This is a genomic window from Flaviaestuariibacter terrae (genome assembly GCF_054777635.1).
Genome location: NZ_BAAHAL010000008.1, coordinates 1,059,254 through 1,074,576, shown reverse-complemented (window position 1 = coordinate 1,074,576; position 15,323 = coordinate 1,059,254). Strand labels below are relative to the sequence as shown.

General features: G+C 46.1%; 18 protein-coding genes and 1 tRNA gene. 15 read left to right on the top strand and 4 right to left on the bottom strand.

Annotated features, from left to right (window positions below):
• Positions 1-38: 38 nt before the first annotated feature.
• Positions 39-524, bottom strand: a complete 486-nt coding sequence (locus tag ACYU7Z_RS12700) for a hypothetical protein (protein WP_460570998.1) — start codon at positions 522-524, stop codon at positions 39-41.
• 150 nt (positions 525-674) lie between these two features.
• Between ACYU7Z_RS12700 and ACYU7Z_RS12695 the strand changes: the two genes are divergently transcribed.
• From ACYU7Z_RS12695 to ACYU7Z_RS12655, 9 genes are all read left to right on the top strand, one after another.
• Positions 675-1,403, top strand: coding sequence for a porin family protein (locus ACYU7Z_RS12695; RefSeq protein ID WP_460570996.1), 729 nt, complete (start codon positions 675-677; stop codon positions 1,401-1,403).
• 134 nt (positions 1,404-1,537) lie between these two features.
• Positions 1,538-2,728, top strand: a complete 1,191-nt coding sequence (gene hflX, locus ACYU7Z_RS12690; protein WP_460570994.1) for an HflX GTPase family protein — start codon at positions 1,538-1,540, stop codon at positions 2,726-2,728.
• A gap of 74 nt (positions 2,729-2,802) precedes the next feature.
• Positions 2,803-3,141: a Rieske (2Fe-2S) protein gene (locus tag ACYU7Z_RS12685; protein ID WP_460570992.1), complete on the top strand. Its 339-nt coding sequence runs from the start codon at positions 2,803-2,805 to the stop codon at positions 3,139-3,141.
• A gap of 55 nt (positions 3,142-3,196) precedes the next feature.
• A complete protein-coding gene (locus ACYU7Z_RS12680; protein ID WP_460570990.1) occupies positions 3,197-4,852 on the top strand; it encodes a cache domain-containing sensor histidine kinase in 1,656 nt (551 codons plus the stop codon).
• A 561-nt stretch (positions 4,853-5,413) separates the two neighbouring features.
• Positions 5,414-5,487 (top strand) — tRNA-Asn (locus ACYU7Z_RS12675).
• A 199-nt stretch (positions 5,488-5,686) separates the two neighbouring features.
• Positions 5,687-6,019: an Arm DNA-binding domain-containing protein gene (locus tag ACYU7Z_RS12670; RefSeq protein ID WP_460570986.1), complete on the top strand. Its 333-nt coding sequence runs from the start codon at positions 5,687-5,689 to the stop codon at positions 6,017-6,019.
• Positions 6,001-6,723, top strand: coding sequence for a tyrosine-type recombinase/integrase (locus tag ACYU7Z_RS12665; protein WP_460570984.1), 723 nt, complete (start codon positions 6,001-6,003; stop codon positions 6,721-6,723). The genes ACYU7Z_RS12670 and ACYU7Z_RS12665 overlap by 19 nt, the downstream gene beginning before the upstream one ends.
• Complete coding sequence (locus ACYU7Z_RS12660) at positions 6,687-6,884, top strand: tyrosine-type recombinase/integrase (RefSeq protein ID WP_460570982.1); 198 nt, start codon at positions 6,687-6,689, stop codon at positions 6,882-6,884. The genes ACYU7Z_RS12665 and ACYU7Z_RS12660 overlap by 37 nt, the downstream gene beginning before the upstream one ends.
• Before the next feature lie 314 nt (positions 6,885-7,198).
• A complete protein-coding gene (locus ACYU7Z_RS12655; RefSeq protein WP_460570980.1) occupies positions 7,199-7,405 on the top strand; it encodes a hypothetical protein in 207 nt (68 codons plus the stop codon).
• 389 nt (positions 7,406-7,794) lie between these two features.
• On the opposite strand, the gene ACYU7Z_RS12650 is transcribed toward ACYU7Z_RS12655, so the two are convergent.
• On the bottom strand, positions 7,795-8,025 hold the full coding sequence (locus ACYU7Z_RS12650) for a hypothetical protein (RefSeq protein ID WP_460570978.1): 231 nt from the start codon (positions 8,023-8,025) through the stop codon (positions 7,795-7,797).
• Between the two features lie 15 nt (positions 8,026-8,040).
• Here ACYU7Z_RS12650 and ACYU7Z_RS12645 point away from each other — a divergent pair, with 15 nt between their 5' ends.
• Entirely contained in the window at positions 8,041-8,622 is a 582-nt protein-coding gene (locus tag ACYU7Z_RS12645) for a DUF3871 family protein (protein WP_460570976.1), read from the top strand.
• Positions 8,623-8,943: 321 nt separating this feature from the next.
• Here the strand turns inward: ACYU7Z_RS12645 and ACYU7Z_RS12640 are convergent, their stop codons facing one another.
• A complete protein-coding gene (locus tag ACYU7Z_RS12640; RefSeq protein ID WP_460570974.1) occupies positions 8,944-9,477 on the bottom strand; it encodes a hypothetical protein in 534 nt (177 codons plus the stop codon).
• A 71-nt stretch (positions 9,478-9,548) separates the two neighbouring features.
• On the opposite strand from ACYU7Z_RS12640, the gene ACYU7Z_RS12635 reads away from it, so the two are divergent.
• From ACYU7Z_RS12635 to ACYU7Z_RS12615, 5 genes are all read left to right on the top strand, one after another.
• Positions 9,549-10,472 carry a DUF2971 domain-containing protein gene (locus ACYU7Z_RS12635; protein WP_460570972.1) on the top strand — a complete coding sequence of 308 codons (924 nt, stop codon included), beginning with the start codon at positions 9,549-9,551 and terminating at the stop codon, positions 10,470-10,472.
• A 287-nt stretch (positions 10,473-10,759) separates the two neighbouring features.
• Positions 10,760-11,491 (top strand): hypothetical protein, encoded by a 732-nt coding sequence (locus ACYU7Z_RS12630; RefSeq protein WP_460570971.1) that lies wholly within the window; start codon positions 10,760-10,762, stop codon positions 11,489-11,491.
• The gene (locus ACYU7Z_RS12625) at positions 11,491-13,158 is read left to right on the top strand and encodes a hypothetical protein (RefSeq protein WP_460570970.1); all 1,668 of its coding nucleotides are present in this window, start codon (positions 11,491-11,493) and stop codon (positions 13,156-13,158) included. Before ACYU7Z_RS12630 ends, ACYU7Z_RS12625 begins: the two co-directional genes overlap by 1 nt.
• Positions 13,158-13,535, top strand: a complete 378-nt coding sequence (locus ACYU7Z_RS12620) for a response regulator (protein ID WP_460570968.1) — start codon at positions 13,158-13,160, stop codon at positions 13,533-13,535. The genes ACYU7Z_RS12625 and ACYU7Z_RS12620 overlap by 1 nt, the downstream gene beginning before the upstream one ends.
• Before the next feature lie 18 nt (positions 13,536-13,553).
• Complete coding sequence (locus tag ACYU7Z_RS12615) at positions 13,554-14,408, top strand: AbaSI family restriction endonuclease (RefSeq protein WP_460570967.1); 855 nt, start codon at positions 13,554-13,556, stop codon at positions 14,406-14,408.
• A 313-nt stretch (positions 14,409-14,721) separates the two neighbouring features.
• On the opposite strand, the gene ACYU7Z_RS12610 is transcribed toward ACYU7Z_RS12615, so the two are convergent.
• Entirely contained in the window at positions 14,722-15,243 is a 522-nt protein-coding gene (locus ACYU7Z_RS12610) for a hypothetical protein (protein ID WP_460570966.1), read from the bottom strand.
• Between the last annotated feature and the right edge of the window lie 80 nt (positions 15,244-15,323).

The window sequence follows — 15,323 nt, the reverse complement described above, 5'->3', positions numbered from 1 at the left end:
AAGCTGCCGCGCCCACCGCGCGGAGCGGCTGACGCAGGTCAGGCGGCGGCACGATCCTGTACAGGTCGCCGGCCCAGCAGCAACGCGAGCGGGAGCCCGATCATGAACACGAGGATCAGCCAGGCCTTCAGGGCTTTGTCCCAGCGGAACGCCCGCTGGGGAAGCGCACTCAGCGGCACAAACAGGCGGTTCATCAGCAGCCAGACCAGGAGGCCGTACAGCAGCGCCAGCAGCAGCACGGGCCAGCGATACAGCCGCAGCGGGCGGTACAGTACATAGAGCAGGAAGGTAAACAGGAGCGCAAAGAAGTAGTGGATCGTTACGCCCAGCGCAATGGGTCCGGCGCCGCTGCGGGCTGCATCGGGGCCAAGAAGGCCGGCGGCAATATAACGGAGAACGCCAGCCGGGCCCTTGCCGGTTGCGAGGTAGTAATCGACAAAGGCAGACAGCAGGTCGAGGCTGCCGACCAGCAGGGCAAGCCCGGTCAGCCACCGGGCCGGCAGGCGGCGGGGCGCGCGCTCCATAAGCGGTTGTTTGCAGAAAGATATGAAAAGCAGGGAATGCGCACAGTGGCGCGTAAACCGCGCAAAGCCCCATTCTGCTTATCTTCGCGCCCGGCGAGTTAACCTTTCATTAACCCTTCGCCGCCTACATTTGATTTTTAACAACGACTAATGAGAAAATCTTTCCTGGTGGCGCTGGCGCTGCTGTGTTCGGGTATTGTGATGGCGCAGTCTGATTCAACGGTAAAACGCAGCATGCTTTCAAGCCGCGGCCTGCCGAAAGGCAACGACCACTTTATGGTGCAGGTGGGCTACACCCAGTGGGCCGGCCGCCCCGACACGCTGAACGTTGGTGGTCTTCCCCGCTCGCTCAACATCTACTTCATGATGGCCTTCCCCTTCCGCACCAACCCGCACCTCAGCGCGGCACTGGGCCTGGGCGTCGGCTCCGACAACATCTTCTTTAAGAACACCTCGATCGGCATCCGCGACAATGTCAGCACGATCTCCTTCCACAACGTTGCCGACACGAATCACTTCAAGAAATACAAGCTTACCACCGACTACCTCGAAGTACCCATTGAGCTGCGCTGGACGGCCCGTCCCGACGACGACGCCCACAGCGTGAAGCTGGCCCTGGGCATCAAGATCGGTACGCTGCTCAACGCCAAGACAAAAGCGCGCACCCTGCTGAACGCCGCCGGACAAACCATCAACGACTACAAGGTGAAGGAATACAGCAAGCGCTTCTTCAACAGCCAGCGTCTCGTGGCCACGGGCCGCATCGGCTACGGACACTTCGGTCTCTTTGCCTCCTATCAGGTGTCGCAGGTATTCAAGGAGAACGTAGGCCCCAACGTGCATCCCTTCACCATCGGCTTTACGCTGACCGGTTTGTAAGCACGCGAACGCACGGATCTTTCCGGCAACATACTATCGAGAAGGCCCCGCAGTGCGGGGCCTTCTTCATTACCACATTCCGGCGTTTTTGCCGTGCCACGTCCCCGGCCTTTGGTTTGCTTACTTTTGTTGCAATGATTGACAAGCAGAATAAGATCGACCGGGATGAGCGGGCCGTGCTGGTGGCCGTGGTGCAGAAGGAGCAAACCGAGACCCAGGTGACCGAATACCTCGATGAGCTCGCGTTCCTGGCCGAGACTGCCGGGGCATCAACGGTGAAGCGCTTTATCCAGAAGCTGGCGCGCCCCGAACCCAAGACCTTTGTGGGCAAGGGCAAGCTGGAAGAGATCCGCGATTACGTGAAGACGCACGACGTCGGCCTTATCATCTTCGACGACGAGCTCACGGGCGCACAGATCGGCAACATCGAAAAGGAAACAAAGGTCAAGGTCATCGACCGCTCCGACCTTATCCTCGACATATTCGCGCGGCGCGCCAAGACGGCGCAGGCCAAGGCCCAGGTGGAGCTGGCTCAGTACCAGTACATCCTCCCCCGCCTCCGCGGCATGTGGAGTCACCTCGAGCGCCTTGGTGGCGGTATCGGCACCCGCGGTCCCGGTGAGACCGAGATCGAGACCGACCGCCGGATCGTGCGCGAGAAGATCTCGCTGCTCCGCAAGCGGCTGAAAGAAATCGACAAGCAGGCCTTTACCCAGCGCAAGGAGCGCGGCGAGTTCATCCGCGTATCGCTCGTGGGCTACACCAACGTGGGCAAGAGCACGCTGATGAACCTCCTGAGCAAAAGCGATGTGCTGGCCGAGAACAAGCTGTTCGCCACCCTCGACACCACTACGCGCAAGATCGTATACGAAACAACGCCCTTTCTGCTGAGCGATACGGTAGGCTTTATCCGCAAGCTCCCGCACCACCTCGTGGAGAGCTTCAAGAGCACGCTGGATGAAGTGCGCGAGGCCGATATCCTGCTGCACGTGGTCGACCTCAGCCACCCGCAATACGAAGACCAGATGGGCACGGTCAACAAGACGCTGCAGGAACTCAAGTGCTTCGAAAAGCCCACGCTCGTGATCTTCAACAAGCTCGATGAATACGTAAAGAAGACGTTCGACGCCTGGCTGGACGACGCCACCCGCGCCGACCTCCTTCGCGAGCTCGAGGAGCGCTGGCAGCGTGAGACCGGCGGCAACGCGCTTTTCATTTCCGCGCTCGAGCGCACCAATATCGACAAGCTGCGCGAAGTGGTGTTGCAGAAGGTACGCGAGCTGTACCGCATCCGCTATCCCTATAAAACGGAATTCTTCTACTAATTCAAAAGTCAAAAGACCGTATTGGTTGCGTGCAGCTGTACTCTTTTGAATGTTGACTTTTGATTTTGACTACCATGGACTGGATCAAGATCGCCGAATCGCCCGACGAGTTTCCCTGGAACGACCGCAACCTGGCCGAGATCGAAGCGGCAGGCCGCTCCTTTTGCCTGGCGCGCCACGAGGGCAAGCTCTATGCGGTGGCGCCGAAGTGCCCGCATGCCTCCGGCCGACTGGTGCATGGCGTTATCGACGCAAAGGGCAACGTGGTATGCCCGCTGCACCGGTATAAGTTTTGCCTCGCTAACGGCAGGAATGTGAGCGGGGAGGGATATTACCTGAAGCATTGGCCGGTGGAGCTCCGCGAGGACGGGGTGTATGTTGGGCTGCAGAAAGGGTTCCTCGGAATATTCTGAGCCTGCGCCGGGGGATTTGCTACTTTGCAAGACAAGAATCAACGTCGCTATCTGCATGAACCTATCCCGCTACCTCGAACGTACGGGCCGCCTTGTGGCCGCTGTCGCGCTGTTTTGCGCGCTACTGCTGTTCCTGGTATGGTATGTCATCCTGCGCCAGATCTCCGATAGCCGCCAGGCCGCCATCGACGCGGCTATCCAGCGCAACAACAACCTCGCCGTTACCCTCGAGCAGCACGCGGTGCGCACCATCCGCAATGCCGATGCCCTCATGCAGCTGGTGCGCTACGAGCACAGCAAAAACGGCGAGGGCATCGACCTGGACGGCCTCCTGGCCCAGGGCGTGATCGACATGAACTACCTCGCCGGCGTGAGCGTCATTGATGCCCACGGCCAGATGCAGCTGAGCAACGTGCCCATCCCAGCAAAGGCCATCGACATCTCCGACCGCGAGCACTTTTATTTTCATAAGACGCACCGCGACACGATGTATATGAGCCTGCCGATGGTTTCGCGCACGCTGCACCGCACCGTGATCGTGCTGAGCCGCCGCCTCAATAACCCTGACAGCTCCTTTGCGGGCACCGTGGCCGTGCAGGTGGAACCGTCCACCTTCATGCGCTTTTACGCGCAGGCCAACCTGCGCCCGCACGACCTCATCTCGCTCATCGCCCCCAACGGCATCACCTATGCGCGGCGCACCGGCGACCATGAAAGCTGGGGTGAGGACATCAGCAAAAGCCCGCTGTTCCAGCACGTGGCCCGGCAGCCTGTCGGCTACTACTTTGCCCGCGACGCCATCCATGGCATCCCCACCTGGTTCAGCTACCGCCGCATCGCCGGCTACCCCGTGATCGCTACGGTTGGCACCTCGGAGGAAGACATCCTCGCCGACCACCGCGCCATCGCGCGCCGCGAGTACCGCTTTGGCACCGTTATCAGCCTCCTGCTGCTCCTGTTTTCGGTGATGGTATGCATCGTACTGCTGCAGCGCCGCAAGCGGATACAGGACATACAGGCCGCCGAGCAGCAGCGGCGGCGCGAGCAGAAGCGCTACCAGCGCAGCCTCACCCAGCAGATCATTGCCGCCCAGGAGCGCGAGCGTGAAACCATCGGGCGCGAGCTCCACGACGACGTCAACCAGGTACTAACCACCGTGAAGCTGAATCTCGAGCTGGCGCTGTCGAACGCGGCGATGGCCCCCGACCTGCTGTCGCGCTCGGTGCGCTACCTGCAACAGTGCATCTCCGGTATCAGAAACCTGTCGCGCGAGCTGTCGGCCCCGACGCTGGGCACCCGCTCGCTGGTCGATTCGATCACGGCGCTGGTGGATATGGTGGCGCCCTCCTCGGGGCTGGAGATCAGCTTCGACCATTCCGGCTACCGGCAACATCTCCCCATGGAGCATAAGCTGGCCATCTACCGCATCCTGCAGGAGGCGCTCAACAACGTCGTGAAGCACGCCGGTGCCACCCGCGTCGACGTGGAGCTAACGCAGAGCGGTGGTATTACGACCCTGAGTGTATGCGATAACGGCCGCGGCTTTCTCACGGGTACGCGCCGCGGCGGCATCGGCCTCAACAACATGCGGAGCCGCGCCGAGGTACTGGGCGGCTCGCTGCAGCTCAACGCGGCACCCGGCAAGGGCTGCCAGCTGCTCGTACACCTCCCGATGCCGGTTCCCGGCCTTGGCCCCACCGCGCGATCTTAAAGGGGCGATCCTGTGTTTTTTGTAGTTCCCGCTAAGGAGAAACCCGGCCTTTTAAAAAAACAATGTTCAAACAGGAAACCAAATTTATCCTGTCTCGTATGTTGTGTATATCCAATGCCGCTGAAAAGCTTCCAGATCCTGTAAAAGACCCGATCCAATCCCTTTGAAAAGACCGATCCGATGAAAGACCGCATCCAATCCTGAGGAAAACCTGTCCAGTGTAAGGCGTCCGTATCCGTAAAACCAGTCCGTTACCTCCTGAAAACGACAACCTAAGAGAAGCAACCAATCCGACGCCTCCCGTATTGATCCCTCCGCCCCCTGGCGGAGGGATTTTTTTGTCCGTGCCCGCTAAGCTACCCGCATACATCGTGGATGATAGGCTGCGGGCGGCGGCGCTCAGAGCCCTTCCTCGCGCCTTGAAATTGCGGGCAGCCGCGCGGTGCAGCGGCCGGGCTAAATTTTTTTTGATACACTGTATCAAGCATTTACGAAATTTCCTATTTTTGCTCTCCCGAAACGGAAACCACCGGCTCCACGGTGGCGGAAGATGAGGGAAATTCCTCCTTAGCTCAGTTGGTTAGAGCATCTGACTGTTAATCAGAGGGTCTCAGGTTCAAGTCCTGAAGGGGGAGCGGAAAGGTCTGAAAGTCATTGATTTTCAGGCCTTTATTGTTTTTAAGCCTCCCTGATTTAGCCTATTTCTCAGGCTGCGAGGTTTCCTTTTGGTTACCATATTCTCTCAAAGTTGGTTACCATTTTCTCCGCTGAAACCCTCCATTGGCCTGCACTTCAGGTACGAATCCGATTTCTCTTCTTTAAATCAGGTTTCTCATGGCTAAGAATAACCTCACAATCCTTTTCTGGCTCAATAAAGCCAAAGCAAATAAAAAGGGCGAAATACCCATCTATCTACGCATCAGCTACGACAACAAAAGAAAGAACCTTTCTACAGGCTTCTCCGTCGCCTTGGAACGGTGGGATGCGTCCAAAGGACAAGTAAAAGGCTCCAGAGATGAATCCAAGCAAATCAATGTCTTTATCACCCAAACCATAGCCAAGGTTATGGAACTATTTAATGAAATGCTCCGTCAAGGCAATATTGATTTAGACACTCTAGTAGAAAGATTCTTTGGCCGGCAAATAATATGTCCCTCCTTCAGCTAGTAAGCATTCATAATAGTGACTTCGAACGCCGGATAGGGATAGACTACACAGAGTCGACATTTGAGAAGTATGACATACTTAGACGAAAGCTAGAGGTATTTATTCCCTTCAGATACCAACGAAAGGATATTCGGCTCGTTGACGTCACGCATAGCTTAATGGCTGATTTTGAATTCTACCTTAAGGATAACGACAAAAACGAGCACAACACAGCCGTAAAGTACCTAAAGAATCTAAAGAAGATAATCAACCTCGCACTAGTGAATGGGTGGCTGGAAGAGAATCCATTCAAGGGTTATAAATCTAATTACAAAGACGTTGACCGGGTCTATTTAACCCAAACAGAACTCGATACGATTGAAGCAAAGGACTTTCGTCTGGAGCGTCTAAGGCTTGTAAAAGACATGTTTCTATTCCAGTGTTACACGGGACTTGCGTATAGTGACATGGTAGCTCTCACAAATGGAAGTATTGCTCCGGGGGTGGATGGCAATAAATGGATATTTCTAAGAAGAAAGAAAACCAATGTAAGAGCAGCTATCCCGTTATTACCCCAAGCAGAAAGACTAATTCTAAAGTATGGCTATAGTCTGAATGAAAATATGAAGCCCTCTTCCCTGCTTATAGCATCCAGAAGTTCAATTCTTATCTCCATGAAATTGCTGAGTTGTGTGGGATTAGCAAGAACCTCACTTCACATGTAGGAAGACGGACATTCGCCACTACAGTTACGCTTTCAAATGGGATAAGCTTGGAAACAATCAGTAAAATTTTAGGACATACAAACACAAGAATAACTGCTCAATATGCTGTCGTAACTGACTTGAAAATCAGTACCGAGATGCAAAAGGTCCTAAAGAAATAGAGTATAATTCGAAACTACAAACGCTTATAGGTGCTAGCCTTTCCTTTAGCACTTATAAGCGTATTAGAAGGGTTGTACGGTAACATTAGCTACACCCATAACTGAAGTCTTAACCAGCAGCTATGTTCTAGCACACTCTTTGTAACGACTTATTACCCCACGTTACGGGCACCACGATTAAGTGTAGGCATCTGCCAACATCAAGGCGGTCACCAAGCGAAATCCCCAAGACGAAATAAACTACCACAAATGGCAACATCAGACAAATGGAGGTCTGAGGTGTGTCCTTTATTGACAGTTTAAAACGTATTGGTATGATTCAAAATAGCTTCAATGGTGACCGGAATGAATACCACTTCCACTTCACCATCATTAATGATAACAGCCCGATTGAACAGGCGAAGCCAATCGAGAAAGCTTCAGGGCAAGGCTTGAAGAAAGTCCTTGGCTGGCTATCCCCACTCATTGATTTCATCAAGAAGCACTGGCCGTTGATATTGCTGATTATCGGAGGCCCATAATTCCACCTCATCCATTCACATAAAAGGGAATATGTATAAATTAGCGTCCCATGTTCGAGTGGCTACAATCCATATTTGACTCGGACCTTGTAAAAGGTATAATTGGTAACGGTGTTTACGACCTTATCAAGTATATCCTCTTTGGCGTTGTCTTCCACTACATCCGGAAAGGGATAATCTATTTTCGAAGTAGGCGTCAAAATCAGAAAACTATCCCTCTTTCATCTCAAAGACTTCATTCTTTCAGCGATGCTGCAGGGCAAGGTGTGCCCGGAAGAAAAGATTTAATTGAAGCCTTGCTGATTTTACTCTTGGTAAATAAAAAAAATCATTTTTTCTAAACGTTGCCTAGGCAATGAATGAGAAAGGGGCCAGATTTGGCCCCTTTGTTATTCTTCGAAAGCATCTTTCATATTCCCGCCAATCTTCTCATCGTGTCTCCACATCCATTCAAGAGAGTCATAATCGCACTCTATCCATTTGCCCTTCTTGAACTCGAATCCATAGCTTAGATAGCTTTCATAATCGCCTTTATTGAGTGTAAATGTGACTTCAAGCCTGTCTTTTGGCTTTGGATTCAACTCCACATCGAACGCCCCAGCTTCATTTACCCTTTCCAAAAGCAGCTTTCGATTATGTTCGTCGTCCGAGACATCAATGAAAACAGGAAGCTCGATAAGCTATCAGGTAAAAAAGGCCCCTTTGAGCATTTCAAATCTTTCATCGGATTCCGAAATTCCGCATGCTGTAACCTTTGTGTGAGTACCGATGGTTTGCTTGCAGATATTCGGGCCACATCCAAGCAGGAACTATATAGTCAAATCTATGAGTTGCTCTGCCGATATAACGCCCTAGAACATCTCACCCAAATGCAAGGACTTAACCAACTTAGTATCAATGAACGGCAATTTGCTCAATTAATTGGTCGGTGCAGACTCTACCAGCACCTTAGCCCTGAAGCTAAAAAAGACATTCCCGAACTCCATTTTGGAGATAGTCAAGTGAACCAGATTTGCAAGGACTATTACCGAGATAAATCTTTTTGCCGGGATGAAAATGGTGGTATAAACCTTTGGAAGGTTTATAATTTGTTCACGGGAGCAAATAAGAGCAGTTATATCGACGGATTCCTAGAGAGGGCATCTAACGCAAACCAATTTGTAAATGAAATCGCACAGTGCATAAAACACCGGAGCTATAATTGGTTCTTAGCCTAAGGAAGTAAGGTTAGGCTGTATTTTGTTTCAAAGGCTGGCAGGCTTTCTCAGCCGCTGGCCTTTGTTCTTTTGAGACGGCTTCCTATCAAAAAACCCCTGAAACTGAAACATTAGGGCCGGCCGGTCATTTGGCCCGGACCTTTTTAGTACTGTGAAACCCGTTCAGTTTTATCCGTCAACTACCCCTTTCCTTTCTTCATATCAATTTTTGGAGGTGGGGGACTCTGAGCACCTCCTTTAAATTTGATGGGTATCACTTTCGCGCTTGTATTTACCTTGACTTTAGGAGTTTTATTCCCGTTGTTGGTTTTATTCACCATGCTATTTTTTAGTTGTGGTTGTTCCGTTATTTCCGGTCGTCTGAGGAGGACGAACTATGGGAGGTGGATTTGAGGTCAACCCTCTTGTATTATCAACTGGATTTTGAGGCTTTGTCTCTTTTGACATAACGGATACATTTATTATGGTAAAAACAAGGAATAAAAGAATGCCAAGAAATAGGAGCCATACAGTACTCCTATTGTAAATATCAACAACTCTATTTCTGTTTATCGCCCTATCTGAATCATAGTCGCCATCTTGAATCTCAGTTATTGTTTTGTAGTGGCTTTTGTAGGATACACGGTGAGAAAAAAGGTTTACAAGCAAACACGCAGTCAATGCTAACCAAGAGAAAGAGAGCATAACTAGACACCTAGCTCCACTCAACGGAATAATGTCTTTAAGAACGACCAGACTTAACCCGATTGTTCCAGCTGCTAAATAAGATAGCTGCTTTTCGAAGGTTTCCTGTGTCTTTTCGTTTGTCCGTAATAAACTATCTCTAAACTCACTTACAGTATTTTCAGAGCCCATAAGCTCATATAATTTTTGCGGAATAAAGATATTCTAAAAACTAACTTTATTAGCAGATAATCAATAAACATATGAGAAATAATGAAGTTGGATGGGAACACGAATGTTGGAATTTGATGGTTAGCCAGAATTTTGAACAAGGTCTAAAATTAAGAGACCTTCATTTCACGGAGTCGTTCTTTAAGTACAAATCACTCAGCGAAAACACCTTAACCTCAATATCCGAAGGCTTTATTTGGATGGCAGATATAAATACTCTCAATGACCCTTTTGAATGTTCGGTTCAATTTGACAACTTAAGTAGCTTGAAGAAGTTATTCTCAAGCCCAACATTCCGTGAGAACTTCAATAAAAGAACAGGTTCCACCTTAAACGATGGTGAAATAGATGCAATAATCACTGATGAATCTCCCTACAAAACATTTGGTGATATCTGTAAAAGAAAGGGTGCATCTGTTTCGTTAGCTCCAGAAGAGCAATTGTCTGCAATTCAGAATAGTTGGCAACAAATAATTGACGAGACGAACTTAAATATCAGGATATGCAGCTTTAGCACTGTGAAAGACTCGCTTCTCTTGTGGGCTCATTATGCCGACCAGCATAAAGGTATATCTATCGAATACGATTTTATTGACAACGAAGAAATACGACCTTTTCTATTGCCAATAGTGTATACAAACGACGTGTATAAGCTTGAAGTTCTCGAAGACCTAAATACATTAACGAAAATCGGTTCTACGTTATTGAAGGCGCAAGACTGGAGCTATGAAAAAGAATGGAGAGTAACCATTGCCAAGAAGCCTAATTACTTTCCTCAGCGTATAAAGACCGAAAAACCAAGAGCAATCTATTTGGGGACAAGGTTCCAGAATAATAAAGCAGAACTCTTAAGTGAGTTTTGGCGAATAACGAAAGAACTCAACATTCCTGTTTACCAGATGGGAAAGCATCCAACACAATATAAACTTTTGCCTAAGGCTGAAGTAACTCATTAATATTTATTTGCTGTAGATATGGTTCTAAGAGTCGCACATCATTGAAAGCACGCATATCTATCGAAATCTTATCTTTTTTTAGATACTCGACGTAAAAATCCTCGATTTGCTTACAAACAACTTCATAGCGCTGGCGAACGCAGATGCAACCGGTCTTGAGGAGCTTTTGAGAAGTACGAATTAGGTTTATTGTTAAGGGAAAAAATCTGAAACAAATTGATAGTTAGGTGCATTCATGTTCATTTCCCTAAAAGTCAGATATTTGGATAAACCAACTAGCTGAATAAATGGACATTGAAGACATAATCCGCGAAGAGTATGCAAAGTTGAGTCCGAATCTGGAAGATTACCAAAGAATACAAATAATCAGCAATATTATTGAGCTGAAAAAGAAATCGTCGAATCCTAATACTATCAACTCAATCTTTTCTGATTGTCGTAACTATGTGAAATATTCCGTGACTGCAATAGATAGTCCCGGATTTGGCTATTTTCCTTTACACAAGGAAAAAATTGATAAAATCACCGCCACTTTATCATCAACCCAACAGATTAATGTTCTCGAGTACCTAGGACGCCTCCTGAAAATCCACCATTTGGATGATGAAATTAATTGGCACAAAAAAGCAATAAAGGAAAAGAAAATCGACGCCTATTTGGAATCATGGTCAGTCGTAGACAAGTTTAGACTTGTTAGAGATATAGCCACTTACAATTTAGGGACGCTGGTAATTACGGTATTACTTCTATACTGCCTTTATGCAATTATCCTTCTTCCGGCGCCAACCAATGATTTCGTTTGCTTTGAATCCGAGTTCAAACGATATAGCGATAATAGCATTGCAAATCACATTTCAAACACTTTATTGGGATTTACTGCGATAGACGATGACGAGGGCGTAAAAATTCACGCAAAGAATATTGGAGGAGTAGTCATAATGTTGGCTCTAAAAGGAATCGTCCTGCTTCTCTTCGTAAAATTCCTTCTTGATGAACTAAAAGAAAAACTGAAGTTCTAATGTTCCGTTCATACATCCTTGACAATGCGATAAAATTGATGATTTCTATAGTGTACCGTGTGGTATTAATGTTATACGCTATAGCCATCTTTGCTTACAGTAACAATATATTTAGAAGCTATTACTACGCCCTCGCTTTTCTCATCTATGTCGTTGTATTTGCTAGCCTTTATAAAAAAGATGGGTGGAAGGCTAAGGCCAGACTATTAAATGACTTCGTATTTATTGGATTCATTTTATACGGAAAGCCTTTTACACTATTTACTCACCCACTTCTTATTCTGCCTATTGTAAATTCACCAAACCATTCAGGCTCAAAAAGGGACGTGTCAATCTACCTGCTCTGCGGGCTAACTATATATCTTCTCAATATACAGCAATTCCAAGTCGTCTATCTTTTACCACTCTTCGCATTTATGGTTGTGGACTATTGCGAGAGGTTTCGAAGTCGAGTACTAAAGTTCAATTCGTTCCTTCAGGAAACGATTGAGCAGTTTCAAAGCAAAGCATTAGAGGTCAACAAGACGCATTTATTATATCGAGAAATTATAAGAAAACTAAACTCTTCTTATTATCACAACTTTTATGAGATAGATAGCATAGTTGGCTTCCGAATTTACAAGGGGAAAACCTTGTTAGTCAACGGGTCATTCTTTGTCTATGGATATGGCGTCAACTTTAGTGAAGACGAGTTGAAACAAATGGCGACTGGCAGGCCAATAACCAACAAATTAATAACTCTTAATGGAAAGGAGTATGCAACTAACTACGTCCTATCTGTAAGCGAATCTGATGACCTGTTTATATATGTAATCAATGCCAAAAAATTAGGATACCTAAAGTTCGTAGGAGAAGTTTATAGCGAATTGTACCTACGGCCAATCCTAACTAGGGTAACCAAGGTGCTTAGAGTTGAAATAGAATTAAAAAAAGAACGCGATTTGCACATGAAACAAATCAAGAATAGGATTATTTATGTGAACAACGCAACAATGGCCATGCATTTTTTAAGAAATAAGTTTTCTCCCATTAAAGCACATTTTGAGATGCTTGACGTGATTGACGACAAGCAAACCGACCCATTGAAACTAGAGGGAATTAAGGCTATTGCAGAACAGAACAGAAGAAAGATTAAGGTTGCAATTCAAGAAATCTTACAGCGCACAAACCAAATACTTGAAAAGCCAGAGAACCCTTTCTTGATAACTGAAATTAACAAAACATCTCTTAGAAAGATATTTACAATCATCGTCAAGAACTGGACGTATTACTTTGAAGTTGAGTCAATCAACATGCAATGGAAAGTTGATTTCGAGCAAAACATTTATTTCTCGCTTAACGAAGAATACTTCGAAATCCTTATAAATGACTGCATCCAGAATATGTCGAAATACGAAGATGGATATCACGCTCTCAATTTTGCCGAGACGCCAGAATATTATAATATTTACTTCGTTAATAATTATAAAAGGACTGAGTCAAAAGAAGAAATGGATAAAATGGTCCATGATTTCAATTCCCCTGATGATACAGAAATGAGTAGAAGGACCTCACATGGGTTGGCTATGATGAAATCTTTCCTGAAGCAAATGAGAATAATCTATAACCTTCGTTTGGAAGATGACAATAGAATAGTTTTGAAGTTATCGTTTAAAAAGGAATTATAATGAAAGTAGCGGTATTTGAGAACGAACATGATTTAATCAGTGGGATTTTTAAGGCTGTAAACTTATTATACTTCAATAATCAGCTTCTTTTCGAATACTATCCATCGTCTCAGAGTTTTAGAATGGAGAGGATTTCAGAATACTCGCTTTGTGTTGTTGATATAGACCTTTCTCCTAAAAGTGAGCTTGATGGGTATGGGGTCATCGCAAGAATTAATACTCTACCTATCCACCCTCCCATCGTTATATTAACAGGTCACTCCTTGATTGAAGAAACGCTAGCACAAAAAGGCTTACCGAAATATCCTATTTTGATGAAGTCCATTGGCCTAGAGGATACTAAAGAAGCTTTCAAAAAAGCACTTGGTATAAATTAAATAACGCGAACGACCTTGATGACGAAGTTGGAATATTTGACGCGCCATTTCGCGCGTGTCACAAAAAAGCGATATGAACATTATATTATCCACCGCATCTGGCATTTGTTAGATGATTTAACAATTAAGCCAGTCACACAGCAATACATTTCAAGGCCGGGCGGACACGCACTTTCTGATTTATATTTCCCCCAACTTGGTATTCACGTAGAGGTTGACGAGGCTCACCATAAGAATTCAGTCGAACTTGATTCTATCAGAGAAGCAGACATTGTGAATGCTACTGGTCATAAGATATATCGTATTGACGCAAGCCAGCCGATTGAGTCAATTCACCAACAAACAGACTTAATTGTAAGTGCTATTCGGCAGAAAAAAGCGGAAACCTCAAATTTCAGGTCATGGAATATAGAGGAAGAGTTCGACCCAAGAACATGGATAAAAAAAGGAAGTATCGAAATATCTGACCAATGTGCATTCAAAACAAAAGTTCAAGCGGTTAATTGCTTTGGACATTCATACAAAGCAAAAGGCGCTCGGCCCGGAGGCATAAATCATCCTTTCGAGAAGGACAAGTTAATTTGGTTCCCTAAGCTTTACAAAAACGACGAATGGGATAATTCTATTTCACCTGATGAATCGTTCATTGTGGAAAGACCACTAAAAAGAGACCCGCAAGAACACATTGACAAAGTGTTCAAGTCGGGTATTTTAAAGAGGATAGTATTCGCACAGGTAGAAAGTACTTTTGGCGACGTAATGTATCGGTTTAGAGGGCTTTATAAGCTCGATAAAATACAATCAAGTGCATCAAACGGCTTATGGTGGTTGCGTGAAGCTGAAAGCGTAAGAACGTATGCCCCTAAGAAATAGTTCGTCCAAAGCCTTTAAGAATAAAGACAATTAGTACAAATTGTTCCTTTATTGAATGATTTACCAAAGGGAAAACTAGGTATCAAAATGGTTACCATATGCTGCCGAAATTTTATAACTCATTGATACTGTTAATCAGAGGGAAGTATTAATTCGCAGTGGAGTGGTTCGGAGAATGACTTCTCTATTGTCAGCTTTTTGCTCCTTCCTGACAAATGATATTTTTTGTAACCGCTTCAATATCATAAAAAATTTGTGCCCATCAAATGATGGGCACAAATTTTAATAAAGCACAAGTGTAATCAAACTTGTGTCACAAAGAAAACTCCAACCTTTGCTTCACATGCTTCATTTCTTTCTGACGCTTTCCATCATCAGTCATAAGTTCATACTCTTTCTGCTTTTCAATTAGGCGATACCACAGTATAGCCGGAAAGCTTTTGTTAGAATGAATTTCCAATCTAATTATTATCTTTTCATTGGGCTCTCTATGTTGATTAATCAATTGACTTAACTCAGTTGGTTCAATGTCAATCTCGGAAGCAAGTTCCTTATTCTTCTTTTCTAGTCTGGCTATGTATTCTTTTAAGAAAAAGCCGAAATGATACTTAGAGTTATAAGTATCACTGGACAAGTAGTCTTCTATTATAAACTTTAACTGTAAAAGCTTTGATATTATCTTTTCCTCGTCTGTAGTATTAGAATTAGCCTTTTGACGAACTTCCTTTAATAAATCAATGACTTGTTCTCTATCCTTTTCTTCAGCAGGAAATACAAATGATTCAGCTATCTCTTTAGGTTTATATTGAGTTTGGATATTCTTATAAGTTGTCATAGCATCAATTTTAAATCTGTATATAATCTAGTAAGCACTTTCTAAAGCAGTCATTTTGACTTTATGTGCTTAACCCCTTC